The organism is Streptomyces sp. AA1529 (assembly GCF_000280905.1).
Classification (GTDB): Bacteria; Actinomycetota; Actinomycetes; order Streptomycetales; family Streptomycetaceae; genus Streptomyces.
Genome location: NZ_ALAP01000030.1, coordinates 205,496 through 228,445, shown reverse-complemented (window position 1 = coordinate 228,445; position 22,950 = coordinate 205,496). Strand labels below are relative to the sequence as shown.

Annotated in this window: 15 protein-coding genes; 7 read left to right on the top strand and 8 right to left on the bottom strand. The window is 72.2% G+C overall.

Annotation, left to right across the window (positions count from 1 at the left end):
* Positions 1-149: 149 nt before the first annotated feature.
* The gene (locus tag A949_RS0109020) at positions 150-1,115 is read left to right on the top strand and encodes a hypothetical protein (protein ID WP_019355683.1); all 966 of its coding nucleotides are present in this window, start codon (positions 150-152) and stop codon (positions 1,113-1,115) included.
* 100 nt (positions 1,116-1,215) lie between these two features.
* On the opposite strand, the gene A949_RS32930 is transcribed toward A949_RS0109020, so the two are convergent.
* Complete coding sequence (locus A949_RS32930) at positions 1,216-2,856, bottom strand: hypothetical protein (RefSeq protein ID WP_443332989.1); 1,641 nt, start codon at positions 2,854-2,856, stop codon at positions 1,216-1,218.
* 366 nt (positions 2,857-3,222) lie between these two features.
* Between A949_RS32930 and radA the strand changes: the two genes are divergently transcribed.
* Together radA and disA are read left to right on the top strand one after the other, a co-directional pair.
* Complete coding sequence (gene radA, locus A949_RS0109010; protein ID WP_026004477.1) at positions 3,223-4,611, top strand: DNA repair protein RadA; 1,389 nt, start codon at positions 3,223-3,225, stop codon at positions 4,609-4,611.
* 200 nt (positions 4,612-4,811) lie between these two features.
* Entirely contained in the window at positions 4,812-5,933 is a 1,122-nt protein-coding gene (disA, locus tag A949_RS0109005; protein ID WP_019355680.1) for a DNA integrity scanning diadenylate cyclase DisA, read from the top strand.
* A 178-nt stretch (positions 5,934-6,111) separates the two neighbouring features.
* Here disA and A949_RS0109000 read toward each other — a convergent pair whose 3' ends face one another.
* On the bottom strand, positions 6,112-6,963 hold the full coding sequence (locus A949_RS0109000) for a hypothetical protein (protein ID WP_019355679.1): 852 nt from the start codon (positions 6,961-6,963) through the stop codon (positions 6,112-6,114).
* A gap of 302 nt (positions 6,964-7,265) precedes the next feature.
* Here A949_RS0109000 and A949_RS0108995 point away from each other — a divergent pair, with 302 nt between their 5' ends.
* Complete coding sequence (locus A949_RS0108995; protein ID WP_019355678.1) at positions 7,266-8,237, top strand: A/G-specific adenine glycosylase; 972 nt, start codon at positions 7,266-7,268, stop codon at positions 8,235-8,237.
* A gap of 242 nt (positions 8,238-8,479) precedes the next feature.
* Here A949_RS0108995 and A949_RS0108990 read toward each other — a convergent pair whose 3' ends face one another.
* On the bottom strand, positions 8,480-10,240 hold the full coding sequence (locus tag A949_RS0108990; protein WP_019355677.1) for an MDR family MFS transporter: 1,761 nt from the start codon (positions 10,238-10,240) through the stop codon (positions 8,480-8,482).
* 110 nt (positions 10,241-10,350) lie between these two features.
* Between A949_RS0108990 and A949_RS0108985 the strand changes: the two genes are divergently transcribed.
* Positions 10,351-10,956 carry a TetR/AcrR family transcriptional regulator gene (locus tag A949_RS0108985; RefSeq protein WP_019355676.1) on the top strand — a complete coding sequence of 202 codons (606 nt, stop codon included), beginning with the start codon at positions 10,351-10,353 and terminating at the stop codon, positions 10,954-10,956.
* 115 nt (positions 10,957-11,071) lie between these two features.
* Here A949_RS0108985 and A949_RS0108980 read toward each other — a convergent pair whose 3' ends face one another.
* Positions 11,072-11,794, bottom strand: a complete 723-nt coding sequence (locus A949_RS0108980; RefSeq protein ID WP_019355675.1) for a M23 family metallopeptidase — start codon at positions 11,792-11,794, stop codon at positions 11,072-11,074.
* 409 nt (positions 11,795-12,203) lie between these two features.
* On the opposite strand from A949_RS0108980, the gene A949_RS0108975 reads away from it, so the two are divergent.
* Together A949_RS0108975 and A949_RS0108970 are read left to right on the top strand one after the other, a co-directional pair.
* Positions 12,204-15,392 (top strand): NACHT domain-containing protein, encoded by a 3,189-nt coding sequence (locus A949_RS0108975; protein WP_019355674.1) that lies wholly within the window; start codon positions 12,204-12,206, stop codon positions 15,390-15,392.
* A gap of 160 nt (positions 15,393-15,552) precedes the next feature.
* Positions 15,553-18,129 (top strand): NACHT domain-containing protein, encoded by a 2,577-nt coding sequence (locus tag A949_RS0108970; RefSeq protein ID WP_019355673.1) that lies wholly within the window; start codon positions 15,553-15,555, stop codon positions 18,127-18,129.
* Between the two features lie 181 nt (positions 18,130-18,310).
* Here the strand turns inward: A949_RS0108970 and A949_RS0108965 are convergent, their stop codons facing one another.
* From A949_RS0108965 to A949_RS0108950, 4 genes are all read right to left on the bottom strand, one after another.
* Positions 18,311-20,836 (bottom strand): ATP-dependent Clp protease ATP-binding subunit, encoded by a 2,526-nt coding sequence (locus tag A949_RS0108965; RefSeq protein ID WP_019355672.1) that lies wholly within the window; start codon positions 20,834-20,836, stop codon positions 18,311-18,313.
* 597 nt (positions 20,837-21,433) lie between these two features.
* Positions 21,434-21,772, bottom strand: a complete 339-nt coding sequence (locus tag A949_RS0108960; protein WP_019355671.1) for a histone-like nucleoid-structuring protein Lsr2 — start codon at positions 21,770-21,772, stop codon at positions 21,434-21,436.
* A 159-nt stretch (positions 21,773-21,931) separates the two neighbouring features.
* Positions 21,932-22,456 carry an amino-acid N-acetyltransferase gene (locus tag A949_RS0108955; RefSeq protein ID WP_027761346.1) on the bottom strand — a complete coding sequence of 175 codons (525 nt, stop codon included), beginning with the start codon at positions 22,454-22,456 and terminating at the stop codon, positions 21,932-21,934.
* A 9-nt stretch (positions 22,457-22,465) separates the two neighbouring features.
* Positions 22,466-22,876 (bottom strand): BlaI/MecI/CopY family transcriptional regulator, encoded by a 411-nt coding sequence (locus A949_RS0108950; RefSeq protein ID WP_078534665.1) that lies wholly within the window; start codon positions 22,874-22,876, stop codon positions 22,466-22,468.
* Positions 22,877-22,950: the final 74 nt, after the last annotated feature.

Genomic DNA, 22,950 nt, shown 5'->3' with positions numbered 1-22,950 from the left:
CGGCCGACGGTACGGGAGTTCCCCCGGCCGCGGCAGCCCGCCGCGGCACGCCGCGCCGCGCGGTGTGCCGCACCCCGTCCGGGCCGCGCCGCAGCACACCGGGGAGCGGCGTCCGGGCACCGCGGCCCGCGGCCCGTACGCTGGGCGGTGTGGGTAAGACGAAAGCGGCGAAGCACAAGAAGCAGGACGGCGCACGGCCGCTGCCTGCGCCCCGGGCACGCGACGAGGAGGTCGGTCTCGACGTCACCCGCGCCTGGGTGGAGTTCCCCGACCCGGCCGACGACGAGCAGGTCTTCCGCTGCGACCTGACGTGGCTGACGTCCCGCTGGAACTGTCTGTTCGGCAACGGCTGCCAGGGCATCACGCCCGGCCGCGCCGCCGACGGCTGCTGCACGCTGGGCGCCCACTTCTCCGACGAGGAGGACGAGCAGCGTGTCGCCGGGCACGTGGCCCGGCTGACGCCCGAGACCTGGCAGTTCCACGACGTGGGCACCGGTGCCCTGGGCTGGGCCGAGGTCAACGACGAGGGCGAGCGGCAGACCCGCCGCTGGCAGGGCGCCTGCATCTTCAACAACCGGGCCGGGTTCGAGGGCGGCGCCGGGTGCGCGCTGCACACCCTCGCGCTGCGCGAGGACCGCGAGCCGCTGGAGACCAAGCCGGACGTCTGCTGGCAGGTGCCGATCCGGCGCAGCTACGAGTGGGTGGAGCTGCCGGACGGCGAGGAGGTGCTGTACGTCACCGTCGGCGAGTACGACCGGCGCGGCTGGGGGTCGGGCGGACACGACCTGCACTGGTGGTGCACCTCGGCGCCGTCGGCACACGGCGCCGGGCAGCCGGTCTACGAGTCCTACCGCGCCGAGCTGACCGAACTGATGGGCAAGCCCGGCTACGACCGGCTGGCCGAGCTGTGCGCCGAGCGGCTGGCCGGTCAGCTTCCACTGCTGGCCGAGCATCCGGCCACGGCGCGCGCCGCGGCCGACCGTGCCGCCGCCGCCCGCGAGCCGGACGGCCCGGACGGCCCGGACGGGCCCGATCCTGCCGAGGCCGGCCCGGACGCGACCGGCCCGCACGGCGCCGGGGCCGACCGGGGACGCACGGAGTCGCCCGGGGTGTGACGGCCTCGCCGTACGGCCCGCGCCGAGACCGCCGGAGCCTCCGGAGGCTCCGGCGGTCTCGGCGGCGGACGGGCCGGGCGGTGCGGGATCCCGCCTCCGTTCAGGACGGGGACCGGCTCGGCGCCCGGGGCGGCCCGGAGGGCGCGACGTCGGCGAACGCGGGCCGACTCGTCGCGGGTGGCGGCTCCGCCGCGGACGGGGTGGCGGTCGACGCCGCGGAGCTGCTCCCGGAGGGCGGACCGCTGTCGGCAGGCGGACCGCCGCCGGACGGGGAGGCCGCCGCGAGGCTCGGCGCGGCCACCGCGGGCCGCGACACCGGCACCGAACGGTGCGGGGCCGCCGCCGGTTTCGACGCGGGCCGCCGCACCGTCGGCACGGACGGCGAACCGGTCCCGCGCCCGGACGGCTCCCGGACGTCCGAGCGGGACGGCGCCCCCCGGCCCACCGGGCCCGCTGCCGCACCGTCCGGTGCCGCCTGGCCTGCGTGGGGGCCGGCCGGGGGAGCCAGGGTGCCCGGCCGGGTCGCACCGCCGCTCCAGCCGTCCTCCGCGGTGTCCGGCGCGGTGGCCGACCGGTCGGCCTGCGGCTCGCCCGTCGCGGGAGCCCCCCGGTAGGCGGCCCACAGCGCGACCACCGGCGCCGCCAGCACCGCGGCGACGACCGTCGAGGTCAGTGCGCGGCTGCGCAGCCTGTCCCGGCGGGCCGGACGCGGCTGCTCGCGCTGCGGGTAGCCCGCACGGTCGAAGCGCGGGGTGCGCTGGGCCCTCGCCCGGCGCGCCAGCGCGACCGCCGCCTCGACGGCGGGCCGCGGCACCGCGACCACGGCCAGTTCGGCGGAGGCGGGCGCGGTACCCGGCCAGGAGACGCCGGCCATGGCGCGCTCGGCGGCCCGGCGGCACTGCGGGCACTCGTCCACGTGCTCCAGCAGCTCCCGGCGCAGTGCGGTGCCCAACAGCAGCCGCTCGTCCCCCGCGAGCCGGGCGACCACGGCGCAGCCGCCGGACTCGACGACGTGCAGCGCCGCCCTGGTCCGCTCGACCTCGCAGGCGGCGTGCAGCAGCAGGTCCTCGGCCGCGGCGGGCGGCAGCGAGAGGATCGCCGCGATCTGGGCGGCGGACAGCCCGTGGCGGACGGACAGTTCGAGGGCCTCGCGCTGCACGGGGGAGGTGCCTGCGGCCTCCGGCCAGGCCAGTGCGGCCAGTTCGCGCCGGCGCCGGACGCGGGAGGGGAGGTGCCCGGCCGGGCCGGGGCCGCCGTCGCCGAACGGTGCGGCCCGCTCGGCGGTGGGCGAGGCGGGCGGGCGGAGCGGAGACGCGGCGGGGGCCGGGGGCCGGACGGCCGCCCGGGTGCCTGCCCCCCGCCGCGCGGCAGCGGGACCAGCGGCGCACTCGCGCGCGACGGACGCTGGGCGCCCTGCGCGTTCCCCGGCCCGCTGGTCGGCGAGCCACCGGGCACAGACCCAGCGGGCCAGTGCATAGAGCCAGGGCCGGAGGGCATGCTCGCCCTCGGGGGCGCGTCCGCGGGCGCGTTGGCGGTCCGCGAGGGCGAGCGCCTCACCCAGTGCCGCGAGGGCGGATTCGTGTTCGCTCAGTGCGGCGAGGCAGTAGGTGAACAGGCCGTTCAGGTCCGCGTCGTCGCACTCCGCCACGGTGTGCGCGACGTGGTGGTGCGTCGTCCTGCCCGCCCGGTGCGCTGGGGGTGCGCCGGGGGCGTTCGTCGGGTGCTCGCGCCTGCTGGTCATCACCCCGGCGACGGTAGGCGGATGATGGCGCTTTGCTGAGGGCCGCGACAGTTGATTCCTTCCTTTGAGTGAAGGGCGTCGTCAAAACAAAACACGTTCGGTGGGTTTGGCGACACCAAAGGCACAAAGGGGCGCATGACAGGCGCACATCCTGCGCCCAGCCGACCGCGCACGTTCCGGAGGGCGGCCCGGCGCGCGTTCCGGAACGTGCGGGGTGCCACCGGTGAGCCGGCAGCGCGCAACCGCCGTCGCGGACCGGGCGGCACCGCCGTCGCGGACCGGCCGGACGTCGGTCAGCGGCAGAGCCACGACCACCGGCACCTGAGTCTCGGCTTCGGTGTCGGTGGCCCCCTATACGGTGTGGCCATGGCTGCCCGTAAGTCGTCCGCCAAGGACCGCCCCACCTACCGCTGCACCGAATGCGGCTGGCAGACCGCCAAGTGGCTCGGCCGCTGCCCCGAGTGCCACGCGTGGGGCACCGTCGAGGAGACGGGCGGCGCCCCGGCCGTGCGGACCACCGCGCCCGGCCGGGTCTCGGCCTCGGCACTGCCCATCGGCGAGGTGGACGGCAAGCAGGCCACCGCGCGCCCGACCGGCGTACCCGAACTGGACCGGGTGCTGGGCGGCGGGCTGGTCCCCGGTGCCGTGGTGCTGCTGGCCGGTGAGCCCGGCGTCGGCAAGTCGACGCTGCTGCTGGACGTCGCCGCCAAGGCCGCCTCCGGCGAGCACCGCACCCTCTATGTGACCGGAGAGGAGTCCGCGGGCCAGGTGCGCCTGCGGGCCGACCGCATCGACGCGATCGACGACGACCTGTATCTGACCGCCGAGACCGACCTGTCCGCGGTGCTGGGCCACCTGGACGAGGTCAAGCCCTCGCTGCTGGTGCTGGACTCGGTGCAGACGGTGGCCTCCCCCGAGATCGACGGAGCACCCGGCGGCGTCGCCCAGGTGCGGGAGGTGGCAGGGGCGCTGATCCGGGCCTCCAAGGAGCGGGGCATGTCCACACTGCTGGTCGGCCACGTCACCAAGGACGGCGCCATCGCCGGTCCGCGGCTGCTGGAGCACCTGGTCGACGTGGTGCTGCACTTCGAGGGCGACCGGCACGCGCGGCTTCGCCTGGTGCGCGGCGTCAAGAACCGGTACGGCACGACGGACGAGGTCGGCTGCTTCGAGCTGCACGACGAGGGGATCACGGGCCTGGCCGATCCCTCCGGGCTGTTCCTGACCCGGCGCGCCGAAGCCGTCCCCGGCACCTGTCTGACGGTGACACTGGAGGGCCGCCGCCCGCTGGTCGCGGAGGTGCAGGCGCTCACCGTCGACAGTCAGATCCCCTCGCCCCGCAGGACCACCTCGGGACTGGAGAACTCGCGGGTCTCGATGATGCTCGCGGTGCTGGAGCAGCGCGGCCGGATCAACGCCCTGGGCAAACGGGACATCTACAGCGCGACGGTCGGCGGGGTGCGGCTCTCCGAGCCCGCCGCCGACCTCGCCGTGGCGCTCGCGCTGGCCAGCGCGGCCGGCGACACCCCGCTGCCGAAGAACCTGGTGGCGATCGGCGAGGTCGGCCTCGCCGGGGAGGTCCGCCGGGTGACCGGGATCCAGCGGCGGCTGTCGGAAGCCGCCCGGCTGGGCTTCACCCACGCGCTGGTGCCGGGCGACCCGGGCCGCGTCCCGGACGGTATGCGGGTGCTGGAGGTCGCCGACATCGGGGAGGCACTGCGTGTGCTCCCGGCCCGGCCCGCCCGCACCGGCTGAGGCCCGGGCCCGGCGGGGAGCGCACGCGGCGAGGGGTCCGCTCGGCGCGCCGGTAGACTTTGCCCCGGTCTCGACCGACCACGAGCACCACGGGGGCTGTGCGCGGCACCACGAGGGGGCGGGTACGGCCCGCACCCGGGTGCGGTGGGTCCGGCGGTCGAGAGAATGCCGACAGGCACCCGCACGACCGAAGGAGTGCAGTGGCAGCCAACGACCGGGCAGCGGTCCCCGGCAGGGCCGAGGGGGCGTCCGGCCTGATGCGCGCCTCACTGAGCGCGGTCGCGCCCGGAACGGCGCTGCGCGACGGGCTGGAGCGCGTCCTGCGCGGCAACACCGGCGGGCTGATCGTCCTCGGCATGGACCGGAGCGTCGAGCACCTGTGCACCGGCGGCTTCGTCCTGGATGTGGACTTCAGCGCGACCCGGCTGCGCGAGCTGTGCAAGCTGGACGGCGCGCTCATCCTCGACAAGGACATCTCCAAGATCGTCCGCGCGGGGGTGCAGCTGGTCCCCGACGCGTCCATCGAGACGGAGGAGACCGGCACCCGGCACCGCACCGCGCAGCGGGTCTCCATCCAGACGGGCTACCCGGTCGTCTCGGTCAGCCAGTCCATGCGGCTGATCGCCCTCTACGTCGACGGGCAGCGGCGGGTGCTGGAGGACTCGGCGGCGATCCTCTCCCGCGCCAACCAGGCCCTGGCCACCCTGGAGCGCTACAAGCTGCGGCTGGACGAGGTCGCCGGGACGCTCTCCGCGCTGGAGATCGAGGACCTGGTCACGGTGCGGGACGTCACGGCCGTGGCGCAGCGGCTGGAGATGGTGCGCCGGATCGCGACGGAGATCGAGCAGTACGTCGTCGAGCTGGGCACCGACGGACGGCTGCTCTCGCTCCAGTTGGACGAGCTGATCGCGGGGGTGGAGCCGGAGCGCGAGCTGGTGGTCCGGGACTACGCGCCGCAGACGGTGGGCGCGGGCCGCCGGGTGCGCTCGGTACCCGACGCGCTCAACGACCTGGACCGGCTCACCCACACCGAGCTGCTCGAACTGGCCACCGTGGCCCGGGCGCTGGGCTACAGCGGCGCCCCGGAGACCCTCGACTCGGCCGTCTCGCCCCGCGGCTTCCGGCTGCTGGCCAAGGTGCCGCGGCTGCCGGGCACCGTCATCGACCGGCTGGTGGACCACTTCGGCGGGCTGCAGAAGCTGCTCGCGGCGAGCGTGGACGACCTCCAGGCGGTGGACGGGGTCGGGGAGGCGCGCGCCCGCTCGGTCCGCGAGGGCCTCTCGCGGCTGGCCGAGTCCTCGATCCTCGAACGGTACGTCTGACGGTTCCCGCACCGGACCGGCGAACGGCGCCGGCGCGGCACGTGCGTCCTGTCGTCCCCCGGTCCGGGGCCCGGACGCGGCCGGCCGCGGCACGGCGGCACGGCGGAGGTGCGGCCGCCGGTGCGCGGAGGGTCCCGCCGCCGGTTGCGGGACGTCCCGCCGCCGGTCCGGGGGCCGGCTACTTCACCAGGGTGAAGGACGTGCGGACCGTCTTCTTCAGCCCCTTGACCTTCACCTCGACCTCGTAGGTGCCCGGCTTGGGCGCCTCGAAGGTGGGGGTGCCGCAGTTGGCGGCGCTGGCCTTGCGGAACCAGGTGAGGGTGTGCGTCGAGCTGCCGTCGCCCGGCACCAGCCGCGGCAGCGGCTTCCTGGTCGGAGGGCAGTCGTCGGAGGCCCAGAACTTGGCGTCCTCCGGGTTGTTGATCGTCACGACCGTCGCGGTGCGGCCGAGGTCGATCCGGCAGTCGCTGTCCCGCTTGTTGGTGACCGTCAGTTCGAACCGGGGCTTCTCGTCCGGGCCGTACTTCTTCTTGACGCTGCGCAGCGCCACGGTCACCGCGCCGGGCCGGCAAGCCGCCAGGTCCGGCGGAGCCGGCACCCCCGCCGCTCCCCCGCCGTCGGCGCCACCCGAACCCGAACCACCGGAGCCCGAACCGTCCTTGTCCGAGCCGGCAGCGCCGCCCGAGCCGTCTCCCGCGCCCCAGCCGGTGCCGCCCGCCGAGGACCGGTCCTCCTCGTCGGAGCCTCCGGAACCGCCCGCCCCTTCGGAGCCGCCGTCCTCCTCGTCCCTGCCGCCCGGGCGCTCGCTGATCGCCGGGCCGGAGTCGGTGGGGCCCGGAGTGATGGTGCTCGCGGGGCCGTTGTCCTTGCCGTCGCCCTTGCCCTCGTTCCGGGACGGGTCGCCGCCGAACGAGGTCACCGCCCAGACGACGATCAGGACCAGCAGCGCGAGGACGGCAAAGGCAACTGCCCTCCGGCGCCAGTAGATGGAGGAGGGAAGCGGCCCGATCGGATTGCGCAGAGATCCCACGCGGAAACCTTACGAGACATCAGCCACACCACAGGACCACACCCACCGCTAGGAGTATCAATTGTTGTGATGAGCGGCAGCGGACGGGCGCCCGGATGGCGATCCGCACCGCTTCACACTGCTTTGCTACTTCTTTTCCCATTGTTGGGATTAAACGCTCTAATGGGACTTGTACGGCTTCTCCGATGTTTGCGGCACCGTGCCCGAAACCCGCCGGACACGCGGACGGGAGCAGCGGACAGGCTTTCGTACCGCGTGTGCGTTTTTCGGATGAGGGACGCCGTGCCAGGATCGGTCGTGCCATGACTGCGACCACCGAGACTTCCCAAGCCGCTTCGGCCGGCGCCCCGTCAGCGCGCGCCGCGGAACCCGAAGCCGTCGACCCCGCCCTGCGCGAGACGGCGCGCGCCCTCCATGCCCCCGTCGTCGACTGGTTCGCCACACACGCCCGCGACCTCCCCTGGCGCCGCCCGGAAGCGGGCGCGTGGGGCGTCATGGTCAGCGAGTTCATGCTCCAGCAGACCCCCGTCAACCGCGTACTGCCGGTGTACGAGGAGTGGATGAAGCGCTGGCCGCGCCCCGCCGACCTGGCCGCCGAGGCGCCCGGCGAAGCCGTACGCGCCTGGGGCCGGCTCGGCTACCCGCGCCGCGCGCTGCGGCTGCACGGAGCCGCCAAGGCCATAGCGGAACGGCACGACGGAGAGGTCCCCGTCGAGCATGCCCAGTTGCTGGCGCTGCCGGGCGTGGGCGAGTACACGGCGGCCGCCGTGGTGTCGTTCGCGTACGGCAAGCGGCACGCGGTGCTCGACACCAATGTGCGCCGGGTCTTCGCGCGCGCCGTCAGCGGCCGCCAGTACCCGCCCAACGCGACGACCGCTGCCGAACGGAAGCTCGCCCGGGCGCTGTTGCCCGAGGACGACGAGACCGCCTCGCGCTGGGCGGCGGCCACGATGGAGCTGGGCGCGCTGGTGTGCACGGCACGCAGCCCGGAATGCGGCCGCTGCCCGATCGCCGCACAGTGCGCCTGGCAGCGCGCGGGCGCCCCCGCCCACCAGGGGCCCGCCCGGCGCACCCAGGCGTACGCCGGGACCGACCGGCAGGTGCGCGGACGGCTGCTGGCGGTGCTGCGGGCCGCCAAGGAGCCGGTGCCGCAGTCGGATCTCGACCGCATCTGGCACGAGCCGGTCCAGCGCGCCCGGGCGCTGGACGGGCTGGTGGCCGACGGGCTGGTCGAGCCGCTGGACGGGAAGCGCTACCGGCTGCCGCTCACCTGACCCGGCCCGGCCCGGCCTGACCTGGCCTGGCCCGGCCTGTGAGGGCCTGTCACGCCCTGTCACGTCTTGCGGCCCGGCTTGTCCGGTGCCGGCCCCGGCCGGGCCGACGAGGCCGGGCCGCGTCGGCCCGAGGCCGCCTCCGGGCGCCACCCGGCCCGCGTGCGCGGACGCCGTCCCGCCGCCGCCCCCGCGGGTCGGGCTTCCTGCGCGGGGGCGGCGGCGAGGGCGCCGCGCGCCGGCTGCTACTTCTGGGCCTCCGCGTCCTTGAGCGGGACCTCCTTGATGAACCACGCGGCCACGAAGGTGAGCAGGGCGACTCCGGTGGCCAGCAGGAAGACCCCGTGGGTGCCCCCGGCCACCGCGTGCTCGTACGCCTCCCGCACCTGGGCGGGCAGCTTCTCCAGCGAGGCGGCGTCGAGCTGCGGGCCGGTGTCGGCGAGCTGCTTCCCGCCGCCGGACCCTCCGGAGGCCGCGGCGCTCTCCCGCATGGAGTCCTCGACCCGCCGGGCGAAGACGGTGCCCATCAGGGCCACGCCGAAGGAGCCTCCGATGGTGCGGAAGAGCGTCGTCGTCGAGGAGGCGACACCCATGTCCTTGAGCTCGACGCTGTTCTGCGCGATGAGCATGGTGAGCTGCATCAGGAAGCCCATGCCCGCGCCGAGCACCGCCATGTAGAGGCCGGAGGTGAGCCTGCTGGTGCCGACGTCCATCTGCGCCAGCAGGAAGAGGCCGACGGGGATCAGCGCACCGCCCATGATGGGGTACATCCGGTACTTGCCCGTCCGGGTGGTGGCCCGGCCGGTGACCACCGAGACGACCATCATCGGCAGCAGCACGGGGAGCAGCAGCAGCCCGGAGTTGGTGGCCGAAGCGCCCTGGACGCTCTGCTGGAAGAGCGGCAGGAAGGTCATCGAGCCGAACATCACGAAGCCGAGCACGAAGCCGATGAAGGCCATCAGCGAGAAGTTCCTGCTGTGGAAGACCCGCAGCGGGAGGATCGGCTCGGCGACCCGGCGCTCGACGAGGGGGAAGGCGGCCAGCGCGACCACCGCGACCAGTGCGAGCCCGACGATGGTGGCCGAGCCCCAGTCGTACTCGGTGCCGCCCCAGCTCGTGACGAGCACGGCCGAGGTGATGCCGGCGGTCAGCAGCCCGGCGCCGAGGTAGTCGATCCGTCCCTTGGCCGGCTTCTTCGGCAGGTGCAGGACGGTGCCGACCATGGCGAGCGCGACGGCGCCCAGCGGCAGGTTGATGTAGAAGGCCCAGCGCCATCCGAGGTGGTCGGTGAGCGTCCCCCCGACGAGCGGGCCGCCGATCATGGCGAGGGACATCACCCCGGCCATCAGGCCCATGTACTTGCCGCGCTCCCGGGGCGGGATCAGATCGCCCATGATCGCCATGGCGCCGACCATGAGCCCGCCGGCACCCAGGCCCTGCACGGCGCGGAAGCCGATGAGCTGGCCCATCGTCTGGGCCGCGCCCGAGGTCATCGAACCGATGAGGAAGAGCACGATCGAGGTGAGGAAGACGCCCTTGCGCCCGAACATGTCGCCGAGCTTGCCCCACAGCGGGGTCGAGGCCGCGGTGGTGAGGGTGTAGGCGGTGACGACCCAGGAGAGGTGTTCGAGGCCGCCGAGCTCGCCGACGATGGTGGGCATGGCCGTGCCCACGATCATGTTGTCCAGCATGGCGAGCAGCACGGCGATCATCAGGGAGAGCAGGACCAGGCGCACGCTGCGCGGCTTGCGTCCTCCGGCCCCCGCGCCGGAGGCGGATCCGGCGGCGCCGTCGCCGCCCTCCGCTTCGGTGGCCGCTGCCGCGAGTGGCGCGGCCTCGGCTCCGGGGGCGGCCACGCGTCCCGGAGCGGCCTCGGCCGCGTCGGGGACCGTCCCGGACGCGTCCTCGGCCGCCTTGGGGATTCCTCGGCCCGGACTCGGCCCTTCCTCGACGCGGAGATCCTCCGTTTCCTGTTCTGCCCCGTTTGTCGCGCTGCTCGCACTCATGCGCGGCCACTCCCTCTGCTCGCCACTTACTTGCCGCACGGCTAGTTCAGTACGATGGACAAAGTAGGGCGCCACTAGCCGGGCGTCAAGTAAGTTCCGAAGGGGCCGTCATGAGCAGGGGAAACACCCGTCAGCGCATCCAGGACATCGCCCTGGAGCTGTTCGCTGAACGCGGTTACGAGAAGACCTCGCTCAGGGAGATCGCCGAACAGCTCGGTGTCACCAAGGCCGCGCTCTACTACCACTTCAGGACCAAGGAGGATCTGGTCACCAGCCTCTTCGAGGATCTGGTGCTGGGCCCGGCCGACGAGGTGATCGTCTGGGCCGAGGCGCGGCAGCCCACCACCCTGGAGACGAAGCTGGAGATCCTCAACCGCTACAGCGCGTGCATCAGCAAGGCCACACCGCTCGTCCGGTTCATGCACGAGAACCAGGCCGCGCTGCGCGAGCTGTCCGTGGGCGAGCAGATGAAGGCACGGATGTTCACCCTGCTGGAGCTGATCAAGGACGAGGACGCCGCCCTGTCCGACCAGGTGCGCTGCAGCTCGGCCCTGTTCACCATGCACTCGTCGCTCTTCGCGCTGGAGAGTTCCGGCGCGGGCATCGAGGAGAAGCGCCGGGCCGCCCTGGAGGTCGCCCGGGAGCTGGTCACCTCGGCCCACCACGGCCCGGCGCCGCGGCCCGGTGCGGAGACGAGCAGCGCCCGTCACGGATGACGGGCGCTGCTGCCGACTCCGGCACGTCCCCTGGGCCGGAGTGTCCTGTGGTGGGCGCTGGCCGCTCGGCGCCGACCGGGGTCGGCGCCGCGGCGGGCCGCACCGCGGGGGCGGGTCAGAAGGTGACGCCGACCGCCCGCATGGCCGGCACCGGGTCGACCGCCGTGCCGTAGTTCGGGCCCTTGCGGACCTCGAAGTGCAGATGCGGCCCGGAGGAGTTACCGGTGTTGCCGGACTTGGCTATGTTCTGTCCGGTCTTGATCTGCTGACCGGGCTTGACGTCGATCTGCGACAGGTGCGCGTACTGCGAGTACGCACCGTTGTCGTGCCGGATCACGATGGCGTTGCCGTACGCCGGGCCGTCACCGGCACCGTTCGGCCCCGCCTTGACGACGGTGCCCTTGTGCACGGCCTTGACCGGGGTGCCGACGCCCACGGCGAAGTCCTGGCCGGAGTGGTTGTGCGCCCAGCGGCCGCCCGCCTTGCCGTAGGAGGCGCTCAGCTCGTACTTGCCGCCGACCGGCTTGATCCAGGACGCCTGCAGCCGCTTGGCGTCCCGGGCGGCCTTCTCGGCAGCGCGCTTCTTCGCCTCGGCGGCGCGCTTCTCCGCCTTCTCGGCTGCCGCGACGGCCTTGCGGTGCGCGTCGGCCTGCTGCTGCGTGGACTTCGCGAGGCTGCTCGCCGTGCCGGTCGCGAAGATGTCGTGCTGGGCCGTGTTCGCCTCGGCCTTCGCGGCCGCCAGCGCCGTGCCGGCCCCCAGGGCCATCGACGCGCCCATTCCGACGGCCAGCACCGTCGTGTAGGTCCGGGCGCGGTGGGTGGTCCTCGACATCGCCATAGGGGTGCTACCTCCGGAAGGGGGTTCGTGGAGTGCGCCTCGAAGCGGACGCGCCCCCTTGGTAACCCGCCCGAAAAGGGGCATCAAGGACCCCTCCTACGAAACAGCTCCGTAGCTGGACGAGAGACCCAGGTCACTCCGCGCCGCCGCACCGGGTCCCGCCCGGGAGGCCGGGCCCGCGCGGCGGCTCCCGATCTCCTATCGGGCCTCGTAGCCCCGCCGGCCCCTGTGCCGCACCTCACGGCGGACCCGAGCCGGGCGTGACCCGGCTCATATGGCCCCGCTCACTCGGCAGGCCCCGGAGGGACGAGGGGGCCGTCATCGACGCGGCGCACCGGCCCCTCTACGCTTGCTCGCCGTACGCGGCCCCGTACTGCGGGGAGTCGAGCACCGAACGGGGGGGTCGGGGATGGACGCGGGGGTCGCCGGGCTGCGCATCGCCTCCAGCGTGCTGGCACCGCTGGTCAAGCGGCTGTTCATCGCGGAGAGCGCGGGCGCCGGGCTGGTGGATCGGCCGGTGCGCGTCGCACGGCTGGTCTCCTTCACCGGCGAACGCCGTGAGCTGGGCCGTCGGCAGCTGGAGAAGCTCGCCCGGGAGCTGGTCGACCGGGCGGTAGAGGGCATCGGACCGCACGAGGCCCCCTCACCCGGCGAGGCGGAGCGGGCAGCGGAGCGGCTCGCCGACACCCTGCACGCGCTCGGGGACATCGGCCTGAGCGACGTGGAGGCGGTCAGCCTCGGCCACACCGACTTCGCCCGCGCCCTCCGGGCACAGGCCGCCATGCACGACCCGCACCGGGACGCCGGCCCCGCGGAGGAGGCGCTCCACCAGCGGGTGCTGGAGACGGCGTGCCTGCACATCCTGCACTTCCTCACCCAGCGCTCCACCTTCGTGGCCCGCACCCTGGTCGAGCAGAGCCGCAGACTGGGCGAGCTGATCACCCTCGTGGACGTCCTGATCGAACGCGTCCCCTCCCAGTCCGCGCAGGACGCGGGGTTCGAGCAGCAGTACGCCCGCTACATCGCCAACCGGCACCGCACGCTCACCATCTACGGCATCGACGTCCAGCAGGCCGGCGAGTGGCCGCTGGACACCGCCTATCTGAGCCTGGAAGCGACGGCCGACGGGCCGGACACCGACCCGCTCGACGACCCGGAGGGCATGGCGGCCGCCTCCGCCGCTGTCAAGGCGCTCCCCGCCGACCAGGCGCTTGCCGGACACCGGCGGGTGCTGCTGCGCGGTGTGGCGGGCTCCGGGAAGACCACACTGGTGCAGTGGCTGGCCGTGACGACGGCACGCCAGTCCGAGTTGACCGGGCGGCTCGCGCACCTGATCGGCCGGGTGCCCTTCGTGCTGCCGCTGCGCACCCTCACCCGCGCGAGCGGCACGCTGCCGGTGCCGGCCGACTTCCTGTCCGCGGTCAGCTGCCCGCTCTCCGGAGCCCAGCCCGCCGGCTGGGCGGACCGCGTACTCGCGGCCGGGCGCGGGGTGTTGCTGATCGACGGCATCGACGAGGTTCCGGAACAGGAGCGTGCCCGCGCCCACGCCTGGCTGTGCGATCTGACGGCCGCCTACCCGGACAACCTCGTCCTGGTGACCTCGCGCCCGTCCGCCGTACGGGAGGACTGGCTGAGCCGGGAGGATTTCACCGAGCTCTCCCTGTCCCCCATGCGCCCCGCCGACGTCGACCTGTTCATCGGCCGCTGGCACGCGGCGGCGGAGGCGGAGGAGGAACTGGCGGCCTCGTTGCGTGCGGTCGTACGCACCCGCTCCGACCTGTCCCTGCTGGCCACCAACCCCCTGATGTGCGGTCTGATCTGTGCCCTCCACCGGGAACGGCACGGCTTCCTGCCCCGGGGCCGCAAGGCCCTCTACGACGCCGCGCTGGCAATGCTGCTGGAGCGGCGGGACCGGGAGCGCGCCGTCTACGCCGCACATCCGGCCGGCGTCGAACTGGACGAGGCGTCCCAGGTGGAGATTCTGCAGAAGCTCGCCTACTGGCTGATTCGCAACGGCCGCTCCGAGATGGCGCAGAGCGACGCGGTCGGCCTGGTTGAGCGGATGCTGCCGGCCATGCCGTACGTCGCCGACCAAGGCTCGGCGACGGCGATCTTCCGCTTTCTGCTGGTGCGCTCCGGCCTGCTGCGCGAGCCGGGGCCCGGGGCCGTGGACTTCGTCCACCGCACCTTCCAGGACTACCTGGGGGCCAAGGCCGCCGTGGAGGAGCGCGACTTCGGCGTCCTGGTGCAGAATGCGCACCTGGACCAGTGGGAGGACGTGCTGCGGATGGCCGTCGCCCACGCCCGGCCCGACGAGCGGGCCCGCCTGTTGCGTGGTCTGGTGGAGCGGGGAGACACGGAACCGCAGTGGCGAACCCGGTTGCACCTGCTGGCGACGGCGTGCTTGGAGCACGCCACGAAGCTGGATCCGGCCGTGCGGGGCGAGGTGGAAGAGCGCGCCAGGGAGCTGATTCCGCCGCAGAGCGTCGACGAGGCGAAGAAGCTCGCCGAGGTCGGCCCGGTGGTGGTCGAGTTGCTGCCGGGACCGGAGAGTCTGGAGGCGCACGAAGCCCTGGCCGTGGCCCACACCGCGGCCCAACTCGGCACCGACGCCGCGCTCGCACTCCTGACCCGGTTCCGTGACCACCCGTCCCCCGCCGTGCTGCACCAACTGGCCGGCCACTGGGACCGTTTCGACACGGACACCTACGCGCGGCAGATCATCGCCCACCTCCCCAACCGACCCCAGGTACAGGTCACGGCGAGCACACCACAGCATCTGGCGTGGCTGCGCAGGCTGGGCGAGCGGACGACCTCACGGATCCGTGGCGAGTTCTCCGCCGACGACATCATCCGGGCCCATGGCTCGGGCACGGAACTGGTCGAGCTCAGCCTCGCACGCAACCCCGCACTGAGCCGACTGGAGTTCGTCCGGTCCTTCCCGCACCTGCGCACGCTCGACCTCCGTGAATGCCCGGTGACGGACCTCGCTCCGCTGGCCGCGCTGCCCCTGGAATTCCTGTACCTGTGGGACGTGCAGTCGCTTGCGCGGCTGGAGGGGATCGGGGCACTCACCGGCCTCCGCCGGCTGTGTCTGCGGGAGAGCACCCCTTGGCCGGGCGTCTCCCACATCGCTCATCTCTCCGAGCTGACCACGCTGCTCCTCCCGGAGGACGCGGAGACCTTCACCGGGATATCCCGCCTCCGCGGTCTCAAGTCGCTGAACGTTGTCATGACCGCGCATCCACTGCCGCCCGAGGACTGGTCCGAACTCGCCGAACTGCCGGAATTCGAGGAGCTCACCTGCGAGCCGCACCACCTGGACAACATCAGTTGGGGCCGGACTCCGCTGCCGCACGTGACACAGATGCAGGTGCTCGGCAACGTCCCGTTCGAACTGGGCGTACTTCCCGAGTGTTTCCCCAGCCTCCGCACGCTCCAGCTGACACAGGCGCGTGCGTCCCTCGACCTCGCACCGCTGGCAGAGCTCTCCCAGCTCGAAGAGGTGACGCTGGTCCGCCCCGAGAGCCCGGCGATCGCCCACCGCCTCCCCTCACACATCGAGGTCAGCATCCTGCCGCTTCCTCGCCGAGGCTGACCGGGACGCAGGGTGACCGGAGCCACACGGACGGCCTACGCTGGTCACCGACCAGCCGACGAACCGCCGGCCGCCCTCCGACCACCGACCTCGCACACCGATCTCACCGCCGACCACCCGCAGCCCACCGTCGTCGCCCTCGACAGGGAGTCCCCGACGTATGGACCCCGCCGTCCGACTCGCCTCGACCGTCGCCGATCCGCATGTCAGCCAGCTCCTGCTCCCCGTGGAGGCCACACCCGACCAGGCCCAGTCCGAGGGGGAGCTGCTGGCGCGGCTCGTCTCCTTCCGCGGCGAGAACCCGCCGCTGTCCTACGAATCGCTGCTCTCGCTCGCCCGGGAACTGGTGGGCCTCGCCGCACCCGCCCATCGGCTGCCGCACCTGGACGAGGGACCCGTCGCCGCGATACTCGCCCGCACCCTGTGGATCATCGGGGAGCTCGACACCACCGACGAGCAGGCGGTACGGCTGGGGCCGCAGGACTTCGCCCGCAAACTGCGCTCCGCGCTCCCGGGCGCCGACCGCGAACTGTCCACGGACGCGGCCTGGTTCCACGACCGGCTCCTGGTCACCGTCTGCCTGCATCTGCTGCACCACCTCATCCGCCGCTCCCCCGTCCTCTCCGACCGCATGCCGGAACGCGCCCACCGCATCCGCCAGTTGATCGACCTGAACGATGTGGAGGCCGTACGGGGCCGACCGGAGCCCTCCGCCGTGGACGCCGAGTTCGAGACCCGCTACGCCCGTTCCATTGCCGAGCAGTACAACCGGGTGACCATCTACGGCATCGATCTGCCCAACCCCAACACCCCGGACAACTGGTCGCTGGACGCCACCTACCTCAGCCTCAGCGCCGAGTTCGACAACCCGGACCGGAGCGAGGAGGACGGGGGCAGCGGCGAGCCGGTGCTCCCCGCCGACCGGGCGCTGGGCGGCCACGAGCGGGTGCTGCTGCGCGGTGTGGCCGGATCGGGCAAGACGACGCTCGTGCAGTGGCTGGCCGTCTCCGCGGCCCGCGATGTGCTGCCGCCCGAACTGGCCTCGCTGCGCGGCCGGATCCCGCTGGTGCTGCCGGTGCGCCGGTTCGCCCGCGAGGGATTCCCCTCCCCGGAGGACTTCCTGCGGGCCGTGCGTCATCCGCTGGCCGACGAGGCGCCCGACGGCTGGGTGGCCCGGGTCCTCACCGAGGAGCGGGGGCTGCTGCTGGTCGACGGCATCGACGAGGTGCCCGAGTCCGAGCGGGCAGCGCTGCGGCATCAGCTGCGCCGCCTGATGCGGATCTACTCGGGAAACTTCTGCCTGGTCACCGCCCGCCCCTCGGCCGTGGAGGCGAACTGGCTGGCCGACGAGGGCTTCGACGAGCTGGCACTGGCGCCCATGAGCCGCGACCAGGTGGCCGCCTTCATCACCGCCTGGCACACGGCGGCCGCCGACGACGAGGGCAAGGACCACCAGCGGCTGGCCGACTACCGCGACCAGCTCCTCTCCTCCATCCCGCTCTACCGCGAACTGCGCGGCCTGGCGACCAACCCGCTGATGTGCGGGCTGATCTGCGCCCTCAACCGGGACCGCTCCGGCTCACTGCCGCAGGGGCGCAAGGAGCTGTACGAGGCCGCGATGGAGATGCTCCTGCAACGCCGCGACCCCGAGCGCCGCGTCCTGTACGCCGACGCCGTGAAGCTCCGGCGCGGCGCCCGCGAGCGGCTGCTGCGCAAGCTCGCCTACCGGATGCTGGTCGCCCGGCGGGCCGAACTGACCATGGCGGAGGCGCTGGAGGAGATCGCCCGGCAGCTCCCCGCCATCCCCTCCACCTCCGGCCAGGGGCAGCCCGAGGACATCTTCAACCATCTGCTGCTGCGCACCGGGCTGCTGCGCGAACAGTCCGACCACTCGGTCGAGTTCGTGCACCGCACCGTGCAGGACTATCTCGCCGCCAAGGAGTCCGTCGAGCAGGGCGCCTTCGACATGCTGCTCGACCACGCCCACGAGACCGAGTGGGAGGAGGTCATCCGGATGGCCGTCGCGCACTCCCGCCCCGCCGAGTGCGCACGGCTGCTGGGCGGGCTGCTGGCGCCCGGCCGCAAGGGCATGCAGCGCAACCGGCGGCGGCTGCTGGCGGCCGCCTGCCTGGAGCATGTGACGGAGCTGGACCCGGAGACCCATGCCCGTATCCGCCGCGAGACCCGCAACATGGTGCGGCCCACCACCCTGGAGGGCGCCCGCAGCCTGGGGTGGGTGGGGCCCATCGTGCTGGAGATGCTGCCGGACCCCGGCACGGTTCCCGACCGGGAGGCGCACCGGCTCGCCGTGACCACCACCCGGATCAACGACGACGCGGCCATCCACTATCTCGCCCAGCTGCGGAACCGCGCTTCGCTGGAGCTGCGCGCCGAGCTGGCACGCGGCTGGCGGAACTTCGACACCGACCGGTACGCCGAGGAGATCATCGCGCACCTCGACCCGGAGGGGTTGTACTTCCCGGTCTCCGACCGCTTCGAGCTGGCGGCGCTGCGGAAGCTGGGCGGGCGGGCGCGGGTGCAGATCGTCGGGCCGTTCACCCCCGACGAGCTGCTGGAGGGGCTCGCCCACGAGCAGCTCACCCATCTGTGGCTCGCCTACGACCTGGGCGTGCCGATGGGGTGGCTCGCGGCCTTCCCGCACCTGATGACCCTCCGCGTCAATCCGCGGCTGCCCCGGGTCAGCGGGGTGCCCGACGGGATCCGCATCCTGTCCTGAGCGCCCTGGGGTCCTGGGTCCTGGGAGTCCCGGGGCCTTGGCGGACCTCAGCGGTCCCGAGCGCCCCGTCGGCGGACGGCCCGGACTTACCGGCCCGGGCCGGGCCGGAAACACCGGTGGGGACCGACCCTGGACGGGTCGGTCCCCACTCGGATGATCCGGCGTACGAGCCCTGCGGCCGTCACGCCTCCTTGCTGAGGTTGGGTCCGCCGCCCGCGGCGGACTCCACCGGCGGAGCGTCCGGCAGTGCGGACTTCTCCTCGCCACGGAAGGTGAAGGTCTTGCCCTCGCCCTCGCCCTCGGTGTCCACGACCACGATGTGACCGGGCCGCAGCTCGCCGAAGAGGATCTTCTCCGACAGCACGTCCTCGATCTGGCGCTGGATCGTCCGGCGCAGCGGCCGGGCGCCCATCACCGGGTCGTAGCCCTTCTCGGCGAGCAGCTCCTTGGCCTCGGTGCTCAGCTCGATGCCCATGTCGCGGTCCTTCAGCCGCTCGTCCACCTGCGAGATCATCAGGTCGACGATGCGGATGATGTCGTCCTGCGTGAGCTGGTGGAAGACGACCGTGTCGTCGACACGGTTGAGGAACTCCGGCCGGAAGTGCTGCTTGAGCTCGTCGTTGACCTTCGCCTTCATCCGCTCGTATCCCGCGCGGACGTCGCCCTGGGCGGTGAAGCCGAGGTTGAAGCCCTTGGAGATGTCCCGGGTGCCGAGGTTGGTCGTCATGATGATGACCGTGTTCTTGAAGTCCACGACCCGGCCCTGGGAGTCGGTCAGCCGACCGTCCTCCAGGATCTGCAGCAGCGAGTTGAAGATGTCCGGGTGGGCCTTCTCGACCTCGTCGAAGAGGACCACGGAGAACGGCTTGCGGCGCACCTTCTCGGTGAGCTGGCCGCCCTCCTCGTAGCCGACGTAGCCGGGCGGGGAGCCGAAGAGCCGCGAGACGGTGTGCTTCTCGCCGAACTCCGACATGTCGAGGGAGATCAGCGCCTCCTCGTCCCCGAACAGGAACTCGGCCAGCGTCTTGGACAGCTCCGTCTTACCCACACCGGAGGGGCCGGCGAAGATGAACGAGCCACCGGGGCGCTTGGGGTCCTTCAGACCCGCACGGGTGCGCCGGATCGCCTGGGAGAGCGCCTTGATGGCGTCCTCCTGGCCGATGACGCGCTTGTGCAGCTCGTCCTCCATGCGCAGGAGCCGGCTGGACTCCTCCTCGGTGAGCTTGAAGACCGGGATGCCGGTGGCCGTGGCCAGGACCTCGGCGATCAGCTCCTCGTCCACCTCGGCGACGACGTCCATGTCGCCGGCCTTCCATTCCTTCTCCCGCTTGGCCTTCTCGGCCAGCAGCTGCTTCTCCGTGTCGCGGAGGGAGGCGGCCTTCTCGAAGTCCTGCGAGTCGATCGCGGACTCCTTGTCCCGGCGCACATTCGCGATCTTCTCGTCGAACTCGCGCAGGTCCGGCGGAGCGGTCATCCGGCGGATGCGCATCCGGGAGCCCGCCTCGTCGATCAGGTCGATCGCCTTGTCCGGCAGGTAGCGGTCCGAGATGTACCGGTCGGCGAGGGTGGCCGCGCCGACCAGGGCTGCGTCGGTGATCGAGACGCGGTGGTGCGCCTCGTACCGGTCGCGCAGGCCCTTGAGGATCTCGATGGTGTGCGGCAGCGACGGCTCCGCGACCTGGATGGGCTGGAAGCGGCGCTCCAGGGCCGCGTCCTTCTCCAGATACTTGCGGTACTCGTCCAGCGTGGTGGCACCGATGGTCTGCAGCTCGCCGCGGGCCAGCATCGGCTTGAGGATGCTCGCCGCGTCGATGGCGCCCTCGGCGGCGCCCGCGCCGACCAGGGTGTGCAGCTCGTCGATGAACAGGATGATGTCGCCGCGCGTACGGATCTCCTTGAGCACCTTCTTCAGGCGCTCCTCGAAGTCGCCCCGGTAGCGGGAGCCGGCGACCAGCGCGCCCAGGTCGAGGGTGTAGAGGTGCTTGTCCTTGAGGGTCTCGGGCACCTCACCCTTGACGATGGCCTGCGCCAGCCCCTCGACGACGGCGGTCTTGCCGACGCCGGGCTCACCGATGAGCACGGGGTTGTTCTTCGTACGGCGGGACAGGACCTGCATGACCCGCTCGATCTCCGTCTCGCGCCCGATGACCGGGTCGAGCTTGGACTCGCGGGCGGCCTGCGTGAGATTGCGGCCGAACTGGTCCAGCACCAGCGAGGTGGACGGCGTGCCCTCGGCGGGTCCGCCGGCCGTGGCGGCTTCCTTGCCACCGGAGTAACCGGACAGGAGCTGGATCACCTGCTGGCGCACCCTGTTCAGGTCGGCGCCCAGCTTGACGAGGACCTGGGCGGCGACGCCCTCGCCCTCGCGGATCAGCCCCAGCAGGATGTGCTCGGTACCGATGTAGTTGTGGCCGAGCTGAAGGGCTTCGCGGAGCGACAGCTCCAGCACCTTCTTGGCACGAGGGGTGAAGGGGATGTGGCCGGACGGCGCCTGCTGTCCCTGCCCGATGATCTCCTCCACCTGCTGGCGGACAGCCTCAAGCGAGATCCCGAGGCTCTCCAGTGCCTTAGCGGCGACACCCTCACCCTCGTGGATCAGGCCCAGAAGGATGTGCTCGGTGCCGATGTAGTTGTGGTTGAGCATCCGGGCTTCTTCCTGAGCCAGGACGACAACCCGCCGCGCGCGGTCGGTGAACCTCTCGAACATCGTTAATCGCTCCTCAGAGCGGTCAGGCAGTGAGGGGACGCTCCCCTCGCTGTCCTTCCGCAGCTTAGTCCCGCAACGGGGGACCGCTCATTCCAACTGCCGACTGCGGCCCGGTCGACCCGGTCGATCATGCGCCTCCTGCCCGGACAGCCGACACCAGTTCCAACCCGATGGTGCGAGACGATGTTCCCGCAGGCCAGGCGTATTCACCTGGATCCACTACGCCGAAGGCGAACACCTCCGCACCGGCCCCCTGACCGTGCGGTGGCACCTGTCACTCAGCACCCCCGATCCGCCGCCGCCACCTGGGGCTTCCTGACTGTCAGAGCCTTCTTACCCGCTCGGTGTGACAATCCATGCGGCTTCCGCGGGATACGGCACCCCGCATCCGCTGAGGGCGAACAGACGGGTGCCCTTTCCGTGGACACCGCAGGAGCGGGCACACCGGGTGACGCGGCACAGCAGCGCGTGACGGGACCGGTGCGCGGCGGAACCCGCCGGCCGGGGGCCGGCCGGCCCCTGGGGAGGCCGCCGCGAGGGGGCCTCCCGAACCGGGACGGCCATCGGGGTCAGGGTCGGCCCGTGAGCCGGAACGCCTCAGCCGTTGGCCTTCTCGTACGCCTCGCGAATGCTGGCCGGAACCCGCCCGCGGTCATTGACCTCGTAACCCTGCTCCTTGGCCCACGCGCGGATCTTCGCGGTGTCCTGGCTGCTGCTGGAACCCGATCCCGAGCGGCTCCCCTTTCCGCGCGAGGAACGGCCACCGGTACGCCGGCCGCCCTTCAGATAGGGCTCCAGAGCGGATCGGAGCTTGTCCGCATTAGCGGTCGTGAGGTCGATCTCGTAGGACTTACCGTCCAGCGCGAACGTCACCGTCTCGTCCGCCTCGCCGCCCTCGAGGTCGTCGACAAGAAGAACCTGAACCTTCTGTGCCACCTGCTACTCCCATTCGTCCTGGATAACGGATTACAGATACCGACGTGGAAAGCAAACCGCTTTTCTCTGGGAAACACAAACCCTGTGCCGAGTTTGACCGCCGGCTCCGCTGGGATTGGCGGGATCTTTCGGACATAGTGCCGGGCCTTCGCCCCCGGATCACAGATGCAGCAGCATCCGGCTGTTGCCAAGGGTGTTGGGCTTCACCCGTTCGAGACCGAGGAACTCGGCCACTCCCTCGTCGGGGGAACGCAGCAGCTCGCTGTAGACATCCCCGTCCACCGGGGTCTCGCCGATCTCCGTGAAGCCGTGCTTGGCGAAGAACTCGACTTCGAAGGTGAGGCAGAAAATGCGGCGCACCCCGATCCAGCGGGCGGTGCGCAGGAGCTTCTCCAGCAGCAGATGCCCGACGCCGGTTCCGCGCCGGGAACGGTCCACGGCCAGGGTCCGGACCTCCGCGAGGTCTTCCCACATGACGTGCAGCGCGCCGCAGCCCACGACTTCCGCGTCCGCGTCCCGTTCCGCAACCCAGAACTCCTGGATGTCCTCGTAAAGGGTCACGGTGGCTTTGTCGAGCAGGATGCGGTCGCGCGAGTAGGCGTCGAGCAGCTGGCGCACCGCCGGGACATCGGCCGTGCGGGCCCTGCGGATGGTGATCTCGGATAGCGGTGCGCGTTCTGTCATGAACGGACGCTATCGACCCGCGGTCTCGCCGCCCGCAGCGGGGGGATCGAGATGGACACCGTTCAGATGTGCGACTCGCAAGGCGGTCCGCAACACCTCGGCCTGTTCCGGGGACATCATGCCGAAGAAGTCGACGAGAGCGGCGGCGGGGTTGTCACTCGCCGACCACGCCTCATGCATGAGAGCGGCCGAGTATGCGGCCCGGGTGGAGACGGCTGCATAACGATAGGCGCGGCCTTCTTGATCCCTGCGCAGCCAGCCCTTCTGGCGCAGGTTGTCCATTACGGTCATCACCGTCGTGTACGCGACGGTGCGTTCCTTCTGGAGATCTTCGAGGACTTCCCGCACGGTGACCGGGCGGTTCCAGCGCCACACCCGGGTCATCACGGCGTCTTCCAGCTCTCCCAATGGCCTCGGCACAGAAGAACAATAGTGGAAAATGTCCGAATCGAGGGAATTACCCGGACACTGGGCGGGGTGCACCGGAGTGCGGA